Here is a 22,504-nt window from a genome sequence, read left to right as displayed (position 1 = left end):
CGCCCTCTTTCCTATGTTCTATATAAATTTAAAAATGATTCTAAATAAAGTTATTTACTTGTCCTGGCCGTGCATCTTCCTCCGGCGGGCCGCCCAGCCCTCCAGATTCTTCTGCCGGGAGCGGGCCACCGCCAGCGCGTCGGCGGGGACCTCCTCGGTGATGGTGCTGCCGGCCGCGATATAGGAGCCCTCGCCCACGGTGACCGGGGCGATCAGATTCGTGTTGCAGCCGATGAACGCCCTGTCGCCGATGGTGCAGCGGTATTTCTTAAATCCATCGTAATTGGTGGTGATGGTGCCGCAGCCGAAGTTGACGCCGGAACCCACGTCGGCGTCGCCCACATAGGTCAGGTGGGACATCTTGGTCCCCTCGCCCAGCACGCAGTTCTTCAGCTGGACGAACGCGCCGATGTGGCACTTGGCGCCCACCATGCAGTTGGGCCGGATGTGGGCGTAGGGTCCCACGTCACAGCCGTCGCCCAGGACGCTGTCGTTGACCTGGGAGGCGTTGATGACCACGCCGTCGCCCACTGTGCAGCCGCTCACCACGGCCTGGGGGCCGATGGTGCAGTATTCGCCGATCTTCGTCCCGCCCTGGAGGATGGTCCCGGGGAGGATGGTGGTCCCCCGGCCGATCTCCACCCGGGGATCGATATAGACGGCGGCGGGGTCCAGGATGCGGACGCCGTTTTGTATATGCTTTTTCACGATGCGGTCCCGGAGCATCAGCTCCAGCTCCGCGATGGTCTCCGGCCCGAAGATGGGCAGCCAGCCGGATACCAGCTCCGCCGCGGTGACGGCGTTGGTCATCCGCTCCTTCCAGCTCTCCTGCAGCTCATAGCCGGGCGCGGCATAGGCAAAGCCGGGGCCTGCCTCCGCCATAGGCAGCGCCGCGCGGGGCAGCACCAGCACGGGGTCCGGGCTGTTCAAAAAGGCCATCAGGTCGCTCTGCTGTTCGGACACGGTCACATCCGCGTCCGCCGGGAAGCACTTCCGCGCCTCCTCCGCGAAGCGGGGACCGCAGACAACAAAAAACCGCTGCACACCATCGGCCAACAGCTGATTGCTCACCCAGTTCAGGATCGGGCAAAATAGCACGGCTTCCAGCATCAGCGGTTTAGAATGCACCGGGACGGAGGAGTCCTCTTCCAAAAAGAAAACAGCGCTCTGCGGGCGAACCATGATACTCTCCTCCTTTATGATCAAGATACGGTCATGGATGTTCGCAGATTCATTATACCAAACTTTTGCGGGAAATCCAGTGTTTCCAATGAATTTGTTCAAAAAAAATCCTCCAAATCTTTTCCTTTTTCCCGCATTTTTTTGTCGGAGCCAACGGAAACGCCTTTCCGGGGCGCAAAACTTCCGCACTTTTTCGGCATTTTGCAGAATTTCTTCCGCATTCCTCGTAATTTTCTATAAAAATCCGAGTTTCTTCACACAATATGGTTGAATTTGCCAGGGCAAAGGATTACAATGGTGTACACTTATCCAAAATGAAGAGGATTCATGGTTTTATGCTCAATGTCGTATTGGTAGAACCGGAGATCCCGCAGAACTGCGGCAACATCGCCCGCACCTGCGCCGCCACCGGCAGCCGCCTCCATCTGGTCCGTCCCCTGGGGTTCGACATCTCGGACCGGGCGGTAAAGCGGGCCGGTCTGGACTACTGGCATCTGGTGAAGGTCTCCGACTACGAGAATCTGGAGGAGCTGTTCCGCCGCCATCCCGAGGCCGCGGCTGAGGCCTGGCTCACCACCACCAAGGCGCCCCGCTCCTATCAGGAGGCCCGTTTCACGCCGGACAGCTGGCTCTTCTTCGGCAAGGAGACCGCCGGACTGCCCATGGATTTCCGGGAAAAGTTCCGGGACCGCTGCATCCGCCTGCCCATGGTGTCTGAAGCGCGGAGCCTGAACCTCAGCAACACCGTGGCCGTCTGCGTCTACGAGGCCCTGCGCCAAACAGGTTTTCCCGGTCTCCAGGGGACCGGCGAGATGGCGCGGGGGTGAGCCGCGCCCAATAGCGCGTCCAAGCATTTTGCCTGCCTAGGCAAAATCTTGCCGCAGGCGGGCTCTGCCTGCCGAGGATCTGAAATTGCCCTGGGGGTCCCACGAAATGCCTGCATTTCGTGGGGGCGGCCCTGCGCCAAACGGGTTTTCCCGGTCTCCAGGGGACCGGCGAGATGGCAAGTGCCTGATTTGGTATATACTATTGTTGACCCCGGCGCTGACGCGCCGCAAACTCATCTCTATGGAGGAACCACATGAACTACAACAAAAAAACCGTCCGGGACGTGGACGTCGCGGGCAAAAAAGTCCTTCTCCGCTGTGACTTCAACGTGCCCCAGGACAAGGAGACCGGCGAGATCACCAGCGACAAGCGCATCGTGGCGGCTCTGCCCACCATCCAGTACCTGCTGGACAACAGCGCCGCCGTCATCGCCTGCTCCCACCTGGGCAAGCCCAAGAACGGCCCCGATCCCAAGCTGAGCCTGGCCCCTGTCGCCAAGCGCCTCAGCGAACTGCTGGGCAGGGAGGTCATCTTTGCCGCCGACGTGGTGGGCGAGGACGCCAAGGCCAAGGCCGCCGCGCTCCGGCCCGGTCAGATCATGCTGCTGGAAAACACCCGCTTTGAAAAGGGCGAGACCAAGAACGACCCGGAGCTGGCCAAGGCCATGGCCGGCATGGCGGACCTGTATGTGTCCGACGCCTTCGGCGCCGTGCACCGCGCCCACGCCTCCACCGCAGGCGTAGCGGACTACCTGCCCGCCGTCTCCGGCTTCCTGATCCAGAAGGAGCTGAACTTCCTGGGCGGCGCCATCGCCAACCCCAAGCGTCCCCTGGTGGCGATCCTGGGCGGCTCCAAGGTCTCCTCCAAGATCGGCGTCATCAACAACCTGCTGGAGATCGCCGACACCATCATCATCGGCGGCGGCATGGCCTATACCTTCGCGGCCGCCCAGGGCGGCAAGGTGGGCGACAGCCTGCTGGAAGCCGACTGGATGGCGTATTCCAAAGAGATGGTCGAAAAGGCCGCTGCCAAGGGCGTAAAGCTGCTGCTGCCCGTGGACACCGTCTGCGCCGACGCCTTTGCCCCCGACGCGAAGAGTCAGGTGGTCCGGTCCGGTGAGATCCCCGACGGCTGGCAGGGCCTGGACATCGGCCCTGAGACTGTGAAGCTGTACTGCGCCGCCGTGGCCGACGCCGGCACCGTGATCTGGAACGGCCCCATGGGCGTGTTTGAGTTCCCCGCTTTCGCCAAGGGCACTGAGGCCGTGGCCGAGGCGCTGAGCAAAACCAACGCCATCACCGTCATCGGCGGCGGCGACAGCGCGGCCGCTGTGGAACAGCTGGGCTACGCCGACAAGATGACCCATATCTCCACCGGAGGCGGCGCCTCCCTGGAATTCCTGGAGGGCAAAGAACTGCCCGGCGTTGCCTGCCTGCTGGACGCCTAAATACCGCTCTCGTATCTTTATTCCCTCTTTTTGACGCAAAATGCTTGACAAATCCACCTGTTTTCGTTATAAAGTATTAGGTTTATACGCAGTGGAGGCCTATGTCCGCGGTATATGCTCCCTGGACGGATATCCTCCGCTGTGTCATCCGACGGAAAATGCGACCGGCCGTGCCAGCGCACGAACCCGGATATAGACATAAAGGAGATTAGAAGAACATGAATCGCAGATATCGCAAGACCGTGATCGCCGGTAACTGGAAAATGAACATGACCGCCACCGAGACCAAGAAATTCGCCGAGGACCTCAAGAAGATCATGCCCCGCGCCAAGTGGTGCGAGACGCTGATCTGCGTCCCCGCCTGCAACATCTCCACCGCTGCCAAGGCCTTTAAGGACCTGCGCATCTCCGTGGGTGCCGAGAATGTGTATTTCGAGGAGAAGGGCGCCTACACCGGCGAGGTCTCCGCCGATATGCTGAAGGACCTGGGCGTGAAGTATGTCATCGTCGGTCACAGCGAGCGCCGCCAGTACTTCTGCGAGACTGACCAGACCGTGAACAAGAAGGTCCACGCCGTTCTGAACGCCGGTATGAACCCCATCATCTGCGTGGGCGAGAGCCTGGAGCAGCGGGAGACCGGCATCACCAACGAGTGGATTGCCCTGCAGGTGAAGAGCGCCCTGTACGGCGTGCCCGCCGACAAGCTGCGCCGCTGCATCATCGCCTATGAGCCCATCTGGGCCATCGGCACCGGCAAGACCGCCACCGCCGAGCAGGCGGGCGAGGTCTGCTCCAACATCCGCGCCACCATCCGCGGCCTGTACGGTGCCCGGGTGGCCCGCTCCGTCACCATCCAGTACGGCGGCTCCATGAATCCCAAGAATGCCGCAGAGCTGCTGGCCCAGCCCGACATCGACGGCGGCCTGATCGGCGGCGCCGCCCTGAAACCCGAGCAGTTTGTGGATATCATCAACGCCGCGAATCAGGAATAAAGCGGGGGACTTTGTCCCCCCTTTTGCTTCCCCCGTCAACGTTACCGGCGGGGTATCCAAGGCGTCTGGGGATCGGTATTTTCGTCCTGTTTTGGTGAAAATGAGCGAATGTTCCTTCTTCGCCGCTGGCGAAGAAGCTGGAAAACACAGGTCTCCCCTTAGCCCCTTTCCGCAGAGCGGCCCGGGCCGCCTGCGGGGCGCTGCGCTTTCTTTTATGATAAGCGAAACGAGGTTTTTATGAATAAAACACCGACTACTCTGATCATTATGGACGGCTTCGGCATGACCGGCAGCACCGCCGGAAACGCCGTCTATGCCGCCAAAACGCCCCGTCTGGACCAGTTCTTCCAGGAATTCGCCCACACGGAGCTGTCCGCCTCCGGCCTGGATGTGGGCCTGCCCGCCGGGCAGATGGGCAACAGTGAGGTGGGGCACACCAACATCGGCGCGGGCCGCGTGGTGTTCCAGGACCTGCCCCGCATCACCAAATCCATTGCCGACGGCGATTTCTTCCGAAATCCCGCCTACAATCACGCCATGGATTCCTGCAAGGAAAAGGGCACGGCCCTGCACCTGATGGGCCTGCTGTCCGACGGCGGCGTGCACTCCCATCTGGAGCACCTCTTTGCCCTGCTGAAGCTGGCAAAGGAAAAGGGCCTGGAAAAGGTCTATATCCACGCCTTCCTGGACGGCCGGGACGTATCCCCCACCTCCGGCGCAGGCTTTGTGGCCCAGACGGTGGAGAAGTGCCGGGAGCTCGGCGTGGGCAAGATCGCCACGGTGATGGGCCGGTACTATGCCATGGACCGCGATAAGCGCTGGGACCGGGTGGAGCAGGCCTATGACGCCATGGTCTACGGCGACAGCGCCGCGTTCAATCCCGTGCCCGTGGCCGCCGTGAAGGATTCCTACGCCGCCGGCGTCACCGACGAGTTTGTGGAGCCCGTGGTCTGCGACCAGGACGGCACCATCTCCGACAACGACAGCGTGATCTTTTTCAACTTCCGCCCGGACCGCGCCCGGGAGATCACCCGGACGCTGGTGGACCCGGATTTTGACGGCTTTACCCGGCAGTTCTTCCCCGTCACCTTTGTGTGCAACACGGAGTATGACGCCACCATGCCCAACGTGGAGGTGGCCTATCCCCGGAACAGCGTCCGCAACGGCTTGGGCGAATACCTCAGCCAGATGGGGATGACCCAGCTGCGCATCGCCGAGACGGAGAAGTACGCCCATGTGACGTTCTTCTTCAACGGCGGCTCCGAGACCGTGTTTCCCGGTGAGGACCGGGTGTTGGTGGCCTCTCCCAAGGTGGCGACCTATGACCTCCAGCCGGAGATGAGCGCCTATGAGGTCTGCGAGCGGTGCGTGGAGCGCGTCGAGTCCGGCGCCTATGACGTGATCATCCTGAACTTCGCCAACTGCGACATGGTGGGCCACACCGGCGTGTTCGACGCCGCCGTGAAGGCCGTGGAGACCGTGGACGAGTGCGTGGGCAGGGTGGTGGACGCCACGCTGAAGATGGGCGGCATCGCCATGATCACCGCCGACCACGGCAACGCCGAGCAGATGGCGGAGGCCGACGGCAGTCCCATGACCGCCCACACCACCAATCTGGTGCCCTTCATCCTCTGCGGCGCCGGCACGGAGCTGCGGAGCGGCGGCCGTCTGGCGGACATCGCCCCCACCATGCTGGATGTGATGGGCCTGGCCTGTCCCCAGGAGATGGACGGCAAAACGCTGATCGTCAAATAAGGAACAACACAAAGGACGGCCTGAGGCCGTCCTTTTTTTATGCTCTTTTCCCTCTGGGACCTCCGAATGCGGAGACCTCTGAAATGCCAAAACAGGCAGTCATTCTCAGCGAATCACTGCCTGTTATAATCAAATAACTTGTGTTTTAAAAGTGAATCGGTCCCGTTTCACGTGATCTGACCATAAGTTGGAATTCATAAACGCTCGAAAGATCTCCCCATTCCCACCCTCACGGCCGCAGTCAATGCCCGGTGATAACGATACTTCATTACAATACCTGTGTACGCGGTCGGAGCATAACGATTCTTGAGGGATCGAACCTCACACCTGCTCTCCGGCGTGACCCAAGATGCGACTTGCGCTGTCGCCGCGCGGCATTCACCCTGCTTCCGCTACCAGCGAATGATCATTCCATCAAGTCCGTGCTCCAGTTACTGGCCTGCAATTGATTGTCCAGCAGGCGCAGTTCCCTGGACATCGCGTCGATCTCCGCCTGCCAGTCCCGCACGACGATCGCCGGTTTTATTTTAATCTCCGTGTTTCTTGCCCGGCAGGCCGTCTGGCTGCCTGTATAGGCGATGTCTTTATAAACATGGATCTTCAGCGACAGCGCATCCTTTTTTGCGATGAGTTCCGTCAATGTCTGTCCGTCGATCCTGGCCGTGCAGTTCGTCAGGTTGATACGGGAGATCAGATAGGCCAGCCGCTGGATGGAAGCATCCAGTTCCCGCTTTAACGTTTCGGGTTCCTCTGCGGTTTTTTCTCCCTCCTGTACCAGCGCGTTATTATTCAGTCGGGTTTTCAGCTGCTCGATATTCCGGTTGATATCCGCCCGCTCCTGGAGCGCCTCGGCAAGTTTCATCGTGTGATCCTCCGATCTTTTTATGGATTTTGATCTGTCGCTCTGATTATACCATGGATCTCTATCCAGTCAAGATACGCCGGGGGAACCGCCAGAGCTGTAAATGAACCGCGTTTATCTGAGAAGAGACTTTTGTATAAACCTCGAAAATCCTGTCCATACTTCCCTCAGACCCAAAATTTGAGGGAGGGACCTATACATGGAAAACAAGTGGAGATCCATTCTTGGCGGCGCCGGTTTTTATGTCACCATGGCGGTATGCCTGCTGGTGGTGGGCGTCAGCGGCTATTTTCTGCTGTTTGACCGAAAGGAACCGGCGCAGGAGCTGCCGCCCCAGCAGGCGGAGGCCGCCGCGCCTGCGCCGGAGCTGAACGAGCCGGAGGAGCCGCCGGTGGTGGAGACCGCCGCCCCGGACCCCGTGGAGGTTATCGTGCCCCCCATGCCGGAGGAGGAGATCGACGACACCCCCGTTGTCGCGGAAATACCCCGGCAGGTGGTGGCGCCGCTGGACGGAGAGGTGCTGGCGGCGTTCTCCGTGGACGAGCTGGTGTATAACGAGACCCTGGCGGACTGGCGCACCCATGACGGTGTGGACATCTCCGCCGATCCCGGCACACCTGTCCTGGCGGCCTGTGCCGGGACAGTGGACAGTGTGACGGACGATCCCCTGATGGGCACCACCGTGACCATCAGCCATCCCGGCGGATACCAGACCACCTATGCCAACTTACAGTCCGCTCCTCCCGTAGAAGCGGGGGACGCTGTGTCCGCCGGACAGACTGTGGGTGCCGTGGGCGACACAGCCGCTGCGGAATCCGCCCAGGGCGCGCACCTGCATTTTTCCGTCACCAAGGACGGCGATACCGTGGACCCGGATGAATTCCTGCGCAGATGAGCGTGCGCGGCATCTTACGGGGCGGCACGCACAGCGGCAGTTAATTGACGATATCATACAAGCCAGCGGTGCGGCGGGCTGAAACCCACCCCACGCGTACAAAAAATCCCCCGTTCACTCCCAAGGGAGTGAACGGGGGATTTTTCAGCAGCTTTTCCGGGCATATCAGGGCTGTTCCCGGGCGGCCGCCTGTATGTGGCGCTCCGCGGCCCGCATGGTGCGCCGCAGGAAGATGGTGCTGAGCGTCAGGGAGGCCAGTTCGGCGATCAGGAAAGACAGCCACACCAGCTCCAGCCGCCCGGTCTGGGCCAGCAGCCACGCAGCGGGGAGCAGCACCACCAGCTGGCGGCAGACGGAGACGATCAGGCTGTAAAACGGGTTGCCGATGGCCTGGCACACAGAGCCGGCAATGATGCAGAAGCCCGCCAGGGGGAAGGGGAGGCAGATGATCCGCAGGGCCGTGGGGCCGATGGCCAGCATCTCCTCCGACGGGGTGAAGAAGGACAGCAACACCTCCGGCGCCAGCTGAAACACGGAGAAGCCCAGCGTCATAATGCAGACGGCGGTGCAGGCGGTCAGCTTCACCGTCTTTTTCACCCGGTCCAGCCGGGCGGCGCCGTAGTTGTAGGACACGATGGGCACCATGCCGTTGTTCAGGCCGAACACCGGCATGAAGATGAAGCTCTGGAGCTTAAAGTACGCGCCGAACACGGCGGTGGCCGCCTCGGTAAAGGAAATCAAAATCTTGTTCATGCCAAAGGTCATGATGGAGCCGATGGACTGCATGATGATGGAGGGCAGGCCCACCCGGTAGATCTCCCGCGCCACCGTCCCGTTCCAGCGGATCTCCCGCAGGCGGATGTGGATATCGGGGTTGCACTTGATGTTCAGGATCACCGCGAAGATGGCGGCGACGATCTGGCCCATCACCGTGGCCCAGGCGGCGCCGGCCACCTCCAGCCGGGGCGCGCCGAAGAGTCCAAAGATCAGGATGGGGTCCATCACGATGTTGATCAGCGCGCCGGTGAGCTGGGTGCACATGGCCAGGGTGGTCCGGCCGGTGGACTGGAGCAGCCGCTCAAAGCAGAACTGGCTGAAAATGCCGATGGACAGGCCCAGGCAGATTCTGGTGTAGCTGGTGCCGTAGGCCACGATCGCCGGATTTTTTGTCTGGGCCAGGAAGAAGGGCCGCGCCATCGCCAGCCCCAGCACGGCGAACACCGCGAAGCTGCACAGAGCCAGGAAGATGCCGGTATTGGCGGCCTTGTCCGCCATGTCCTGCCGCTTTTCGCCCAGAGAGCGGGACAGCAGCGCGTTGATGCCCACCGCGGTGCCGCCGCCCACGGCGATCATCAGGTTCTGCATGGGGAACGCCAGGGACACGGCGTTCAGCGCGTCCTGGCTGATCTTGGCGACGAACACGCTGTCCACCACATTATACAGGGCCTGGACCAGCATGGAGATCATCATGGGGATCGCCATGCCCGCCAGCAGCTTTCCAATGGGCAGGACGCCCATCTTGTTTTCTTGGGGAGCCGCGCCTGCGGCAGGGGTTCTATCTTTCATGTATCCTGTTCCTTTCTATCTCCCAGAAAAAGGACGCGGCTCCCGCGGCCGCGCCTCTTCCGCAGGGGCACCGCCCCTGCGCCCCGCCGGCTTTTTTCAAAAACCCGGCGCAAAAACGTCACTTCTTCAGCTCGCCGGTGGCCAGCTGGGTCAGATAGGCGTTGAGGAAGCCGTCCAGATCGCCGTCCATCACGCCGTCGATGTTGCTGGTCTCATAGCTGGTGCGGGTGTCCTTCACCATCTGATAGGGCATGAACACATAGGAGCGGATCTGGCTGCCCCACTCGATCTTCATCTGCACGCCCTTGATGTCGGAGATCTTCTCCGCGTGCTGCTGGGCTTTCAGCTCCAGCAGCTTGGCCCGCAGCATCTTCATGCAGTTGTCCTTGTTCTGGAACTGGCTGCGCTCCTGCTGGCTGGCCACCACGATGCCGGTGGGCTTGTGGATCAGGCGGACGGCGGAGGAGGTCTTGTTGACGTGCTGGCCGCCGGCGCCGCTGGCCCGGTAGACCTGCATCTCGATATCCTCGTCCCGGATCTCCACGGAGTTGTCGTCCTCCAGCTCCGGCATGACCTCGATGGCGGCAAAGGAGGTCTGCCGCCGGGCGTTGGCGTCAAAGGGGGAGACCCGGACCAGGCGGTGGACGCCGTTCTCGCTCTTCAAAAGGCCGTAGGCGTTCTCGCCCTCGATGGAGATGGCGGCGGACTTGATGCCCGCCTCGTCGCCCTCCTCATAGTCCAGGATCTTGTACACAAAGCCGTGGCGCTCCGCCCAGCGGGTGTACATGCGGTAGAGCATCTGGGCCCAGTCCTGGGCCTCGGTGCCGCCGGCGCCGGCGTGGAACTGCAAGATGGCGTTGGAGTTGTCGTACTCGCCGGAGAGCAGGGTGGTCATCCGGGTCTCCTCCACCTTCTCCTCCAGTCCGGCGTATTCCGTTTTCAGCTCTGCCAGCAGGTCCGCGTCGTCAGCCTCCTGGCCCATCTCGCACAGGGCGGTCAGGTCCTCCCAGGAGGAGAGCAGCTTCTCCTGCCGGGCGATCTTGTTCTGCAGCTGCTTGAGGCGCTGCTGCACCTTCTGGGAGCGCTCCAAATCGTTCCAGAACCCGTCCTGGGCGGTCTCATCCTCCAGGCGGGCGGCCTCCTGCTTCGCGCTCTCGATATCCAGGGCCGCGGACAGCTTGTCCAGCTCCGGGCGCAGGTCCCGCAGCTTCTGTTTATAAACGTCGTATTCGATCAAAGCCATGGTGTCTCTCCGTTCTCTCGAATTTCATTAGCCATAGTATTATATAGGAGTATAAATTATTTGTAAAGAAAAACCTGGTTTTTCCACGAAAGAACCGTATGTTCACAGTTTGTTCATGACTGCCCGGCCCTTTTGAGATATGTTATAGATACCTGTATTATGTAACCGGGTTTGACATTTCTGCATGGAGGAGTATTTATGAAACGATTTTTAAACAGGCAGTTACCCGCGTTCCTCTTGACCTTGCTGATGATCGTCAGCCTGGTTCCCGCCGCCAGCGCGGCCAGAGCGGACATCTCAGTGGATGTGGACGCCGATGACTATGTCAGCATAGATTTTTTTGACTACTTTGATGATGAGGTCGATGACCAAGACGAATCCCTCTATTCTGTGGAATTCACTAGCTGCGACGACTTTGACGATTACGGTTATTTCTATGCCTATGATGAGGATGGAGACCGCACCGAGGTAGATTATGATGCCCTCCTTGATGGCACCTTCTACGCAGATGAAGATGATGCCACCGACTCTGACGAGTATGAGCTGTCCGGCCTGCGGTTTTATGCGGAGGATGATGCCGACAGCGAGACGCTTTCCTTTGACTTCCGGTGCCGCGGCGATGATAGCAGCAAGGTAACAGGCACGCTGGAGATTAATATCGACGGCGGCTCCGGCAGCAGCAGCAAAGGCGGCACTATCACCTACAAGCTGAAAGCCAAGGGCGAGGCGGTGCTGGACGAAGATGATTTCGAGGATATCTTTACGGACGAATATTCCAGCACCTCCCCGCGGTATGTGGTGTTCGATAACCCCTCCTCTTCCGCCTACTCCGATATCACGCTGTATTATAAATACGGCAAAAGCAGCTCCGAGAGTTTTGCTCGTTCTGAGCTGGACGATTACAAATTCTATTTCGACGGGGAAGATGATTACGGGGATTATGCCCTGTCCGATCTGTCCATTGTGGCCGACAAGTATTTCGATTCCAACACAAGCCTGACCTTTACGGTCTATGCTTCCAGCTCCAAATCTGTCTCCGGCACGTTAAAACTGACCGCCAGCGGCTCTTCTTCCAGCAAGAAGAACGAGATCACCCAGACCATGAAGGCGGACGACACCCTGGAATTCGATTCCGACTGGTTCAACGACCTCTTCGACGACGAGTACGACGAGGACTTTGCCTATCTGGAATTCACCGATTCCGATAATCTGGACGACTGCGGCACGCTGTACTGCCTCAAGCGCAGCACCGACAAGAACGAGTCCTTTGACGAGGACGACGTGGAGGATGTGTATTTCTACCGTTCCACCACCAGCAAGACCAAGTACCGGGTGGATGACATCGTGTATGAGTCCGACCGGAACACCAGCGGCGAGACCGTCACCCTGGACTTTACCCTCTATGGCGACGACGAGGACGATACCCTGGACGGCACCCTGACCATTGAGATCGGCAAGTCCGGCACAACGGTCACCGCCAAGAAGGGCGACATCACCTACACGGCGGACGACGGCGAGGAAGTGGAGTTCGACGAGGACGACTTCAACGACTTCTTCCAGGAGGAGTACCGCAATTACGACATCAAGTATGTCCGCTTCACCGATTCTGAAAACCTGTCCTCCTCCAATGGCTCCATGTACGTCAATTACAGCTCCAAGAGCAAGCGGGTGTCCCTGGACGCCGACGATCTGGAGGACGCCTACTTCTACTATGACGAGGACGACCTGGATGACCTGGACGACGATGACGACTGCTACCTCCTGGAGGACCTGAGCTTCGTTGCCGGCAAGAACTTCTCCAAGCCCGTGGAGCTGGAGTTCACGGCCTATTACAGCAGCTCCAGAAAGGTGAGCGGCACCGTGGTCATCAACCCCGAGGACCTGGGCACCGGCACCACCTCCTCCTACTATCAGGGAAATATCCGCTACGCCACCACCACCGGCAAGGCGGTGCAGATCAACGCCAACGACATTGCCCGCTTCTTTAAAAAATCCTGCCCCGGCTACACCATGCAGTATGTCATGCTGACAGGTGTTCCCTCCACAGGCAGCCTGTACTATAACTACTACAATGCCAGCAAGTACGGCAGCGCCACCCGGCTGTCCATCGGCGCCTATAACGCCAGCAGCCAGGTATACTACCTCAATCCCTCCTCCACCAGCCAGTACGCGCTGTCTGAGCTGACCTATATCCCCAGCGGCACCAACTACTGCGCCGCCATTCCCTTCACCGCTTACGGCACCGGCTCCCGGGCTGTGTCCGGCGCGATCCTGATCAGCGTCAGCGGCACCGCGGTGGCTGAGGTCTACGGCCCCACGCCCAAGAACACCTCCGTCACCTTCCCCTCCAGCTCCATTTACAGCGCAGTGGTCAATGCCACCGGCATCGCCCCCAGCAAGATCCAACTGCTGTCCCTGCCCTCCTACACCGCCGGTACGGTCTATGTGGGCACCGGCACCAGCACTCTGGCCGACACCAAGACCGCCTACGCCATCTTCTCCGGCGGCGGACAGAGCCTGCGGTTCGTGCCCAGCACCAACTACACCGGCTCCGTGGAGATCCCCTATGTGGCGCTGAACAGCAACGGCACCGCCATCGCCTCCGGCACCTTCTCCCTGGGCATGGTGAACAGCGTGAAGAAGTTCTCCGACGTGACCTCCTCCACCTGGTGCTACAAGTACGTGGCGGAGCTGTCCGACGCCAGCGTCATCGCCGGTTACTCTGACGGCAGCTTCAAGCCCAACAGCACCGTGACTTACGGCGCAGCCCTGAAGCTCATCATGCTGGCCGCGGGCTATCCCGAGCAGGCGCCCACGGTGAAAAACAGCCCCTTCAGCGGCTATCTGGCCAAGGCCCGGGCCGACGGTCTGATCACCAACAGCAACGTCAATCTGAGCAAGTCCATCACCCGCCTGCAGGTGGCCCAGCTGGCCGCCGGCGCCATGAAGCTGAACACCAGCAGCGTGTCCAGCACCAGCCCCTTCACGGACACCTCGGACGCCAGCGTCCGCGCTCTGAACGCCGCCGGCATCGTGGAGGGCTACTTCACCAACGGCACCAGCACCTTCAAGCCCAACAACACCTTGACCCGCGGTCAGATTTCTGCCATCGTCTGGCGTATGCGCAACTACAACAAGTGATCTCTTACAAAAAGAGGACTGCCGAAAGGCAGTCCTCTTTTTATATGCGCTTGTCCTGTATGCGGCGGCGCTCCTCCAGCAGCCACGCCCGGTCCCGCTTCGCGGCTTTATCCGCTGGGTCGGTCGCCAAAAGATAACCTGTCCACCCCAAGAGGCGGTCCAGATACGCCTGAGGCGTCTGGGTGCTCCCGATCCGCCGCAGGTGGTCCTCCACGCCGAATCTCCGGCAGTAATAGACGGCCTGCCGCACTGCCCGGCGGTCCTCTGTCGGAACATGCAGGCCATGGTTCACCACCAGTCCCGTCACCTTCTGCCGCCGGCCGTCCCGGCGGAGCCGGGTCTTATCCGGATGCAGGGAAAAGCCCAGGGGCCCCAGGACCTCCTCCACGCGCGCTCGAACACCGTCCAGCGTTTGTCCCGAAAAGGTCAGGTCGTCGCAATAGCGGGAGTAGACGATCCCCCGCGCCCGGCACCAGCCGCCCAGCGCCTCGTCAAAATCCCGCAGAAGGATGTTGAGGATGGCGGGGGAGGTGGGCGCTCCCTGGGGCAGGCCGTCCCGGTAGTAGCACAGCATCGCCAGCAGGACCCGGAGCGGTTCCGAGAACTGCTCCGGCGGAAACACGGTCTCCTTTACCGCCGTATAGCGGACGCTGTCAAAGCAGCGGCGGATATCCAGGCTCAGGACCTCCGGCGCTCCCACATGCCGGGCGGCGTTCCGGACTGCGCCGGAGCCGCAGCGGTAGGCCGTGGCATAGGGTGATACCGGCATGTGGGCCAGCAGCTCCCGGTGGATGCTGCGCTGGACACCCTTGAGGGCCTCGTCCGGCACCGCCAGCTGCCGCCAGCCGCCGTCCCGCTTGGGGATCTGTACAGGGTGGTAGTGGGACGGCAGGCTGTTGCTGAGGGCGTACAGCGTCTTTACGTCGGTCCCCAGGTCTCTGGCCAGGGTGGAGGCCTCCCGGTATACGATCATATGGCAGACCTCCTCTCCCCGGCCTTCGGAACAGAACCAAGCTGTATGGCGAGCCGCGCAGCGGTATCGTGAGCACACAGCCGTGTGCGGTAATACCGTGGAGCGGTCTCGGCTGAGCGAAGCGAATACGTGTGGATGCGGATCCCGGCGGCGACTCGCCGCCGGTGCCAATGAAGCTCATTGGACCATCTCTTCTGTTCCGGGCGCCGGCCGTCATCGGCCGCGTTATGATTACCATACTCCTTTTATGCGGCCGCCGCAAGAGGCGCGGCAGGCCTTTCTGGAAATTTCTTGCCAGGCGCCACGGTCCCGAGGAGGGCGCTCTTGCAAAAGCGCCCCGGAAAGCAAGCCTTCCGGGGCATCTTTTTATCCGTGGATATCTCCTGTGCGGACAGCGGAGCGCCCTCTGCCCTTGGCTGAACCCCCGCCGCCTGTCTGCGGTACCGTCAAATAACTTGAAAAGCAATTTTACTGCTTTTCAAGTTATTTGATTATAGCACCTGATGAAATATACGATCTCCGCCGCCGCGGTGATGATCCAGGAGAAGATATACAGCAGGTACAGGGAGGTGATCGTGCCGAAATAGGCAAAGACCGTGTAGACCCAGATCACCCGGAACACACAGGAGCCGCTGATGACGATGATCATGGGGGCCACTGTCTTTCCAAGGCCCCGGGCGGCGGCAATGGTGCAGTCCATAAACGCCGAGAAAGCGTAGGAGCAGCCCATGATGATCAGCCGCTTCATGCCCGCGCTGACCACTGCCTCCTCTGTGGTGAAGAGCGCCAGGAACTGTCTGCCGAAGAGGATCAGTCCCAGCCCCATGATGGCGCCGGTCCCGAAGGAATAGAGCAGGCTGATCTGATAGCTCTTCATCACCCGGTCCCGCTTTCCGGCGCCGTAGTTCTGGCCGATGAAGCTGGCGCAGGCGGTGTAGAACGCCGTCATCACATCGAAGATCAAGGCATCCGCGTTGGCCGCGGCGGAATTTCCCGCCACCATGGTGGTGTCAAAAGAGTTGACGCTGGCCTGGATAAACAGGTTTGCGAGGGCGAAGATCGCGCTCTGAAGTCCCGCCGGGATGCCCAGCATCAGCAGCTTCCTGCTTCGGCTCCGGTCCATATGAAGGGCGGCCACCCGCAGGGCGTAAACGTTCCGGCACCGAAACAGCGCCCCCACGGTCAGGGCCGCGGAGAGATACTGCGACAGTACGCTGGCGATGGCGACGCCCGCCACATCCAGACCGCACACGATGACGAAAAACAGGTTCAGCAGGACATTTGTGATTCCCGCCGCCGTGAGATAGTACAGCGGCTTTTTGGTGTCTCCCACCGCGCTGAACACCGCGTTGCCGAAGTTGTACAGGGCCAGGGCCGGCATTCCCAGAAAATAGATGCGGAGATAGCGTTCCGCTCCCTCGATCAGCTCCGCCTTGGTATGCAGCAGTTCCAGCATCCCCCGGGCGATCCCGATGCCCCCCGCCGCCAGAAGCAGTCCCACAGCCAGGCAGATCAGAAAGGCGGTATGCACCGTTTTGCGGAGCTCCCCTTCATTTTTGGCGCCGAAAAACTGTGCCGCCAGCGCATTCACGCCGCCGCTCATGCCGATCAGGAAACCTGTGAACAAGGTGACCAGCGTAGTGGTGGAGCCCACGGCCCCCAGCGCGCCGGAACCCGCGAAGCGTCCCACCACCGCGATGTCAGACATATTGAACAGCACCTGCAAGACGTTGGAAGCCATCAGCGGCAGGCTGAACAAAAGGATCTGCGACTTCAGAGAGCCGCAGGTGAGGTCCTGTAATTTTGTATCCATAGTTGATCCTTCGTTTCCACAGATGATCCGATGCTCTTCCGCCCCAGGCCGGATAAAATTCGCAAAAAAAACTCCGGCACCTCTTTCAAGCACCGGGGCAGGGAGGCAGGGCCGGTTTGGAAAGGCGCCTCGGCAGAATAAGCGCACGGTGACTTTTGAAAAAGTCGCCGCAATCGTTATAACGCTTACAGCAACGTGTGATAAGCGGTTAAAATCGATCCCGGCAGATAGGCCGCCCCGCATCCCCTGTCCCCCTCCGCCTGAAGCCCAGCGGAGGGGGTTCGGGCGGAAAGCGAAGAAATTCCGATCACAGCGCAGTTTTCGCCGCAAGGCGGAAACGGAGCGGTAACAAGCATAACGCCAGAGAAAAAGGATGGTTGGACAGAGACCCCCGCATCCCCCGTCCCTCTCCGCCCGAAGCCCAGCGGAGCGGGTTTGGGCGGAAAGCGAAGAAATTCCGATCAGAGCGCAGTTTTCGCCGCAAGGCGGAAACGGAGCGGTGATCGGAATTTCTGAGCTGGAGCGGCTGAGGGGAGTCGAACCCCCCTATGCAGCTTGGGAAGCTGCCGTTCTACCGATGAACTACAGCCGCATGTCTCCTTCGGACAAGAGGTATTATACCAGACCTTTTTTAAATTTGCAACCCGAAAAATGGCGGCATGTCATGAATGTCCTTTTCTTCTCATAGAGTTTACCAATGCTGCAAAGGGGGATCACCATGAAAAAACTGATCACACTGCTGTTCGCCGTGCTGGCGCTTGGGACCAGCGCCCGGGCCGTGGAGGTGGCGGCGCCTTCGGCTCTGCTGATGGAGAAGGAGACCGGCACTATTCTCTTCGCCAAGGACGAGCACAACAAGCTGGAACCTGCCAGCGTCACCAAAGTCATGACCATCCTGCTGACCATGGAGGCCATCGACAGTGGCCAGCTGTCCTATGACACCGTGGTCACCGCCTCCGCCCACGCCTGCTCTATGGGCGGCTCCCAGATCTGGCTGAAGGAAAACGAGCAGATGACGGTGGGCGACATGCTGAAGGCCGTCTGCGTGGTCTCCGCCAACGACTGCGCCGTGGCGCTGGCGGAACAGATCTCCGGCAGCGAGGACGCCTTCGTGGAGCGGATGAACGCGCGGGCCAAAGAGCTGGGCATGAACGACACCACCTTCCGGAATGCCACCGGCCTGCCCGCCGCGGGTCACGTCACCTCCGCCCACGACATCGCTGTGATGAGCCGGGAGCTGATCCTAAATCACCCGGACATCCGGCAGTACACCACCATCTGGATGGACACCCTGCGGGATGGGACCTCCCAGCTGGTGAACACCAATAAGCTGATCCGCTTCTACGAGGGCGCCACCGGCCTGAAGACCGGTTCCACCGACAGCGCCCAATACTGCCTCTCCGGCACCGCGGAGCGGGACGGCATGGAGCTGATCGCCGTCATCATGAAGGACGCCACCTCCGCCCAGCGGTTCGAGGACGCCAAAGCGCTGCTCTCCTACGGTTTTTCCACCTATGCCCTGAAAAAGATCGTGCCGGAGGCCCCGCTGTCTCCGGTCCCCGTGGAGCTGGGGACCCAGGCCACCGTCCAGCCGGTGCTGGGGGACGGCGGTACACTGCTGCTGGAGAAAGCGCTGGCGGGCGACCTGCGGCAGTCCGTAACACTGGCGGAATGCGCGGCGGCTCCGGTGGAGAAGGGCAGTCAGCTGGGTACGCTGACCGTCACCGCCGGGGAAAAGGTCGTGGCTGAGATCCCGCTGCTGGCAGGGGAGGAAGTTCCCCGCATCACCTACGGGCAGATGCTGCTGCGGCTGCTGCGGATCGGATTTTTGTCGGATTGACCCAAAGCGGCTTCCACATTTTGGCGCTGTTCCGACGGTTTTCTCTTGCTGTCTGTCCGCCGCAATGCTATACTTTTCACAAGAGAAGCCCTTTGGGCGGCCTGCCGCCCATCACAAAGGAAAGGACGATACATACATGTTGGATGTCAAGTTGTTTGAAATGCATACCTTCCTGCCCTTGCCCTACGAGGGCGCGCTGGGTCCCCGGCTGAAAAAGGCGCAGGAAAAACTGCAGAACGGTTCCGGCGCCGGCGGCGAGTTCACCGGCTGGGTCCACCTGCCCCGGGATTACGACAAAGAGGAGTTCTCCCGCATCCAGGCCGCGGCAGCCCGCATCCGCGCCAACTCCCAGGCCCTGGTGGTCATCGGCATCGGCGGCTCCTATCTGGGCGCCCGGGGCGTCATCGACTGCCTGTGCTCGCCCAACTACAACCTGAAGAAAAAGGATACGCCCAATGTCTATTTCGTGGGCAACGGCCTCTCCGCCGACTCCATGCAGGAGGTCCTGGACCTGGTGGCGGATGTGGATTTCTCCGTCAACGTCATCTCCAAGTCCGGCACCACCACGGAACCCGCCGTGGCCTTCCGCTTCTTCCGGGAAGCCCTGGAAAAGAAGTATGGCAGGGAAGGGGCCAGAGAGCGCATCTACGCCACCACCGACAAGGCCCGGGGCGCCCTGAAATCCCTGGCGGACGCCGAGGGCTGGGAGACCTTCGTGGTGCCTGACGAGATCGGCGGCCGCTACTCCGTGCTCACCGCCGTGGGCCTGCTGCCCATCGCCGTCACCGGCGCGGATATCGAGGCCCTGATGCGGGGCGCCGCCCAGATGATGGACATCTGCGCCGACGCCTCCTTCGCAAGCCCCGCCTGGAAGTACGCCGCCATCCGCTATGAGCTGTACCGCTCCGGGCGCTCCATCGAGCTGCTGGCCTGCTATGACCCCGCCTTCCGCTTCATGAGCGAGTGGTGGAAGCAGCTGTACGGCGAGAGCGAGGGCAAGGACGGCAAGGGTCTGTTCCCCGCCAGCGTGGAATTCACCGCGGACCTGCACTCCATGGGCCAGTATATCCAGGAGGGCAAGCGGCTGATGTTCGAGACCGTAGTGCGCCTGGGCAAGTCCGGCTGCCAGCTGTACGTCCCCAGGGACGAGGCCGACGGCGACGGGCTGAACTTCCTGGCCGGCGAGTCCATGGACTTCATCCGGGACCGCGCCATGGAGGGCACCCTGCTGGCCCACACCGAGGGCGGCGTGCCCAACATCATCGTGGAGGCCGGCGGCAAGGACCCTGAGTCCCTGGGCCAGCTGATCTACTTCTTTGAGTACGCCTGCGGCCTGTCCGGCTACCTGCTGGATGTGAATCCCTTCGACCAGCCCGGCGTGGAGGCCTATAAGAAGAACATGTTCGCCCTCCTGGGCAAGCCCGGCTATGAGGACCGGAAGGCGGAGCTGGAGGCAAAGCTGCATAAGTGATGCATACGTTTTCCCCGGCAAATTCGGAAGAACATGGGGAAGCAAATCCGGTTATGGGGACCGGAGCACGAAACGGGAAGCAAAACTGCATCCATAACAGGGTCAGCGGCGCCTTCAGACGCCGCTGATCTCCCCCCATATTCCGTCTGTCAATACATCATTATGAACAAATATCAAATTTTCTTTTCTCCATTGTTTTTTGCGTGATCTTATGCTATGCTTAATATAGCAAAGTCCATCCCCCCAAGCGACAACTAAATGACAGGAGTGATTTACTATGGTCAGACTGATTATGGGCGTGAAGGGTTCCGGCAAGACCAAGCAGCTCATTGAACTGATCAACAATGCGGCAAAGGACGAGCCCGGCAACGTGGTTTGCATTGAGGCCAACCGCAACATGACTTATGATATCCACTATCATATCCGTCTCATCGACGCCCAGGAATATAAGCTGAACAACTACGATCTGTTCCGCGGCTTCATCAGCGGCCTGTACGCAGGCAACTATGACATCTCCCATGTGTTTATCGATAATCTGTGCAAGACCGTCGGCCGTGAGATCGACAACGACGCCGAGGAGTTCCTGCACTGGCTGGATGTGTTTGGCGAAAAGAACAACATCAAGTTCACCGTCACCATCAGCGCCGATGCCTCTCTTGCCCCCGAAAGCATGCAGAGGTACCTGTAACTTTGAGATCAAAAGGTCCTCCATCTTTCAGGATGGAGGACCTTTTTTGCCGGACGGCTGGACGCGCCGTAAAAAACCGGGATATGCAGTGCATATCCCGGTTTTCCTCTGATCACCTCACCGCAGTCCCATCAAAAGCTCCGCCGGTGCGCTCTGAAGGTCGGTCAGGCACACCTGGTCCACGCCGAAGCACCGGAGCAGCTGCATCCGCTCCGCGGCGGACTGCATGTTCAAATACCAGACTACCAGGCTTTTGTCGTCCTCGGTCTTTCCGCTGAGATACGCGCAGGCATAGCGGTTGGAGTAGTAATCCTCCGTGTTGGGATCCGCCAGCACGGCCTCTATCTCGGCCCCGGACATGGCGCCGCGCTCCTTTCCATCCGTCCAGGCGGTGCCGGTGGTAGTCAGTAGGAGGGAGAGCTTGCCGGTGTCCACCTTGCCCTGCATCTCACCCAGGGCGTAATAGGCCTCCTCCAGCGGCTCGATGGGAGCGGTGGGGAAGCCCTTGGCCACCTTTTCATAGGACGCCACCCGCAGCACCATGCGGTCCACGTATTTCCCCAGCGTTCCATAGGCGTATCCCTGATAGTTCGTGCCCTGCCAGGAGGGGGCCTCCACCACCAGATACAGCAGCCTGCCCTCCAGCAGCGGCTTCAGCGCCTGGACCAGCTTGGTCAGGGTCAATTCCTTATCGCCCTTCAGCTTCGCGATATCCAGGAAGAGTCCATCGTATCCGCCGTTCTTTACAGCCTCCGCCAGCGCGGCCGCGGCCTCTGCCGGTGCGCCGTTCAGGGCCGTGGGTCCTCCGACAATATGCAGCAGCGCCTTGGCTCCCGCCTGATGGATGCTGTCCCGCACAGCGGCGGCATCCTCCTCCCGCATCGTGGTGTTGATCTTGCTGCCGCCGGTGCCGATGAGCCGCCCGGCAGACACCGCCACGGCCTCAAACCCCGTCAGATCTCCCAGCCCCTCAGGGGAGGCGACGATGCCCACCCTGCCGGGAGCTGCGGCGTGCAGCTTGTCGTACAGCCGCATCAGGATCACAGCCACCTGCTCCCGGGTAGCTGTCTTTTCCGGGGAAAAGGTGGTGGCGGTGGTGCCGCCCACCAGCCCCAGGTCATAGGCCATGGTGATATATCCCACATTGGTCTGCACATCCTGGAAGGGCATGGGCAGATCCTGGGCCAGGCCCGCGATGGTGCCGTACCCCAGGGCACGGACCAGCATCACCGCCAGCTCCTCCCGGGTGATGGGATCGCCGGGGCGGAAGGCGTCGTTCTGATCGGTGATGGCCCCGTGGGCATAGGCCGCCTCGATGGCTCCGGCGTACCAGGCATCCGCCGGAACGTCCGGATAGGTGGCCCGTGTGGGCTTTGCCGTCTCCCATCCGAAGAAGCGGCACAGGACCACCGCAAAGGCGGACCGGGTCATCTGGTGCCCCAGGCCAAAGCGGGAAGCCGTCTCTCCCTGGAAAAATTTCAACTCCACACAGCGCGCAATGGACGCCGCCGCCCAGTGGCCCGCGGGCACATCGGAAAAGCGGGCCGCCGACGCAGGCACCGTCAGGCTCCCCGCCAGGACCGCGCACAGCACCAGGCTGCTGAGGAGGCGTTTCAGTCGTTGTCTCATGATCGGTTTCGCTCCTTTGGGCGTTTTTTCTTTTGCAGATATTGGGTATTCTATCAAAAATTTCCCGTCCCGTCAAACGAGACCCGTCGAACCCCGTCAAAGCTTTGAAGCGTCAAGAGATTTTTACTTTACCTGCACTATCTTTTCTGCTATAATAGGATAGTTATCATGGATTTATC

General features: G+C 60.7%; 16 protein-coding genes and 1 tRNA gene. 9 read left to right on the top strand and 8 right to left on the bottom strand.

Annotation, left to right across the window (positions count from 1 at the left end; all coding sequences use genetic code 11):
* Positions 1-54: 54 nt before the first annotated feature.
* Positions 55-1,182, bottom strand: coding sequence for a DapH/DapD/GlmU-related protein (locus tag Q0Z71_RS03050; RefSeq protein ID WP_298018052.1), 1,128 nt, complete (start codon positions 1,180-1,182; stop codon positions 55-57).
* Between the two features lie 335 nt (positions 1,183-1,517).
* On the opposite strand from Q0Z71_RS03050, the gene Q0Z71_RS03045 reads away from it, so the two are divergent.
* The 4 genes from Q0Z71_RS03045 to gpmI all read left to right on the top strand — a co-directional run bounded on the left by Q0Z71_RS03045 (position 1,518) and on the right by gpmI (position 6,204).
* On the top strand, positions 1,518-2,009 hold the full coding sequence (locus Q0Z71_RS03045; protein WP_298018049.1) for a tRNA (cytidine(34)-2'-O)-methyltransferase: 492 nt from the start codon (positions 1,518-1,520) through the stop codon (positions 2,007-2,009).
* 254 nt (positions 2,010-2,263) lie between these two features.
* The gene (locus tag Q0Z71_RS03040) at positions 2,264-3,457 is read left to right on the top strand and encodes a phosphoglycerate kinase (RefSeq protein ID WP_298018044.1); all 1,194 of its coding nucleotides are present in this window, start codon (positions 2,264-2,266) and stop codon (positions 3,455-3,457) included.
* 218 nt (positions 3,458-3,675) lie between these two features.
* Positions 3,676-4,449, top strand: a complete 774-nt coding sequence (tpiA, locus tag Q0Z71_RS03035; RefSeq protein ID WP_298018042.1) for a triose-phosphate isomerase — start codon at positions 3,676-3,678, stop codon at positions 4,447-4,449.
* 237 nt (positions 4,450-4,686) lie between these two features.
* A complete protein-coding gene (gene gpmI / locus Q0Z71_RS03030) occupies positions 4,687-6,204 on the top strand; it encodes a 2,3-bisphosphoglycerate-independent phosphoglycerate mutase (protein ID WP_298018040.1) in 1,518 nt (505 codons plus the stop codon).
* A 406-nt stretch (positions 6,205-6,610) separates the two neighbouring features.
* Here gpmI and Q0Z71_RS03025 read toward each other — a convergent pair whose 3' ends face one another.
* Positions 6,611-7,066 (bottom strand): DIP1984 family protein, encoded by a 456-nt coding sequence (locus Q0Z71_RS03025; RefSeq protein ID WP_298018037.1) that lies wholly within the window; start codon positions 7,064-7,066, stop codon positions 6,611-6,613.
* A gap of 199 nt (positions 7,067-7,265) precedes the next feature.
* Here Q0Z71_RS03025 and Q0Z71_RS03020 point away from each other — a divergent pair, with 199 nt between their 5' ends.
* Positions 7,266-7,961, top strand: a complete 696-nt coding sequence (locus Q0Z71_RS03020) for a M23 family metallopeptidase (RefSeq protein WP_298018034.1) — start codon at positions 7,266-7,268, stop codon at positions 7,959-7,961.
* 165 nt (positions 7,962-8,126) lie between these two features.
* Here Q0Z71_RS03020 and Q0Z71_RS03015 read toward each other — a convergent pair whose 3' ends face one another.
* Entirely contained in the window at positions 8,127-9,527 is a 1,401-nt protein-coding gene (locus tag Q0Z71_RS03015; RefSeq protein WP_298018031.1) for an MATE family efflux transporter, read from the bottom strand.
* Positions 9,528-9,645: 118 nt separating this feature from the next.
* Positions 9,646-10,770 carry a peptide chain release factor 2 gene (gene prfB, locus Q0Z71_RS03010; protein ID WP_298018028.1) on the bottom strand — a complete coding sequence of 375 codons (1,125 nt, stop codon included), beginning with the start codon at positions 10,768-10,770 and terminating at the stop codon, positions 9,646-9,648.
* A gap of 198 nt (positions 10,771-10,968) precedes the next feature.
* Between prfB and Q0Z71_RS03005 the strand changes: the two genes are divergently transcribed.
* On the top strand, positions 10,969-13,911 hold the full coding sequence (locus Q0Z71_RS03005; protein WP_298018025.1) for an S-layer homology domain-containing protein: 2,943 nt from the start codon (positions 10,969-10,971) through the stop codon (positions 13,909-13,911).
* Positions 13,912-13,951: 40 nt separating this feature from the next.
* Here Q0Z71_RS03005 and Q0Z71_RS03000 read toward each other — a convergent pair whose 3' ends face one another.
* The 3 genes from Q0Z71_RS03000 to Q0Z71_RS02990 form a co-directional block, all read right to left on the bottom strand.
* Positions 13,952-14,884 carry a reverse transcriptase domain-containing protein gene (locus Q0Z71_RS03000; RefSeq protein WP_298018022.1) on the bottom strand — a complete coding sequence of 311 codons (933 nt, stop codon included), beginning with the start codon at positions 14,882-14,884 and terminating at the stop codon, positions 13,952-13,954.
* Between the two features lie 478 nt (positions 14,885-15,362).
* A complete protein-coding gene (locus Q0Z71_RS02995; protein ID WP_298018019.1) occupies positions 15,363-16,697 on the bottom strand; it encodes an MATE family efflux transporter in 1,335 nt (444 codons plus the stop codon).
* A 518-nt stretch (positions 16,698-17,215) separates the two neighbouring features.
* A tRNA-Gly gene (locus Q0Z71_RS02990) sits at positions 17,216-17,289 on the bottom strand.
* Positions 17,290-17,415: 126 nt separating this feature from the next.
* Between Q0Z71_RS02990 and Q0Z71_RS02985 the strand changes: the two genes are divergently transcribed.
* The 3 genes from Q0Z71_RS02985 (at position 17,416) to Q0Z71_RS02975 (ending at position 20,696) form a co-directional block, all read left to right on the top strand.
* Positions 17,416-18,537, top strand: a complete 1,122-nt coding sequence (locus Q0Z71_RS02985) for a D-alanyl-D-alanine carboxypeptidase family protein (RefSeq protein ID WP_298018016.1) — start codon at positions 17,416-17,418, stop codon at positions 18,535-18,537.
* A 136-nt stretch (positions 18,538-18,673) separates the two neighbouring features.
* Positions 18,674-20,008 carry a glucose-6-phosphate isomerase gene (locus Q0Z71_RS02980; RefSeq protein WP_298018013.1) on the top strand — a complete coding sequence of 445 codons (1,335 nt, stop codon included), beginning with the start codon at positions 18,674-18,676 and terminating at the stop codon, positions 20,006-20,008.
* Between the two features lie 277 nt (positions 20,009-20,285).
* Positions 20,286-20,696: a hypothetical protein gene (locus Q0Z71_RS02975; RefSeq protein ID WP_298018010.1), complete on the top strand. Its 411-nt coding sequence runs from the start codon at positions 20,286-20,288 to the stop codon at positions 20,694-20,696.
* Positions 20,697-20,813: 117 nt separating this feature from the next.
* On the opposite strand, the gene Q0Z71_RS02970 is transcribed toward Q0Z71_RS02975, so the two are convergent.
* Positions 20,814-22,325, bottom strand: coding sequence for an S-layer homology domain-containing protein (locus tag Q0Z71_RS02970; protein WP_298018007.1), 1,512 nt, complete (start codon positions 22,323-22,325; stop codon positions 20,814-20,816).
* Positions 22,326-22,504: the final 179 nt, after the last annotated feature.

The organism is uncultured Dysosmobacter sp. (assembly GCF_947631635.1).
In the GTDB taxonomy this organism is placed as follows: domain Bacteria; phylum Bacillota; class Clostridia; order Oscillospirales; family Oscillospiraceae; genus Oscillibacter.
Note: the sequence above shows the minus strand (reverse complement) of the source record. Positions and strands in the feature narration are given on the sequence as shown.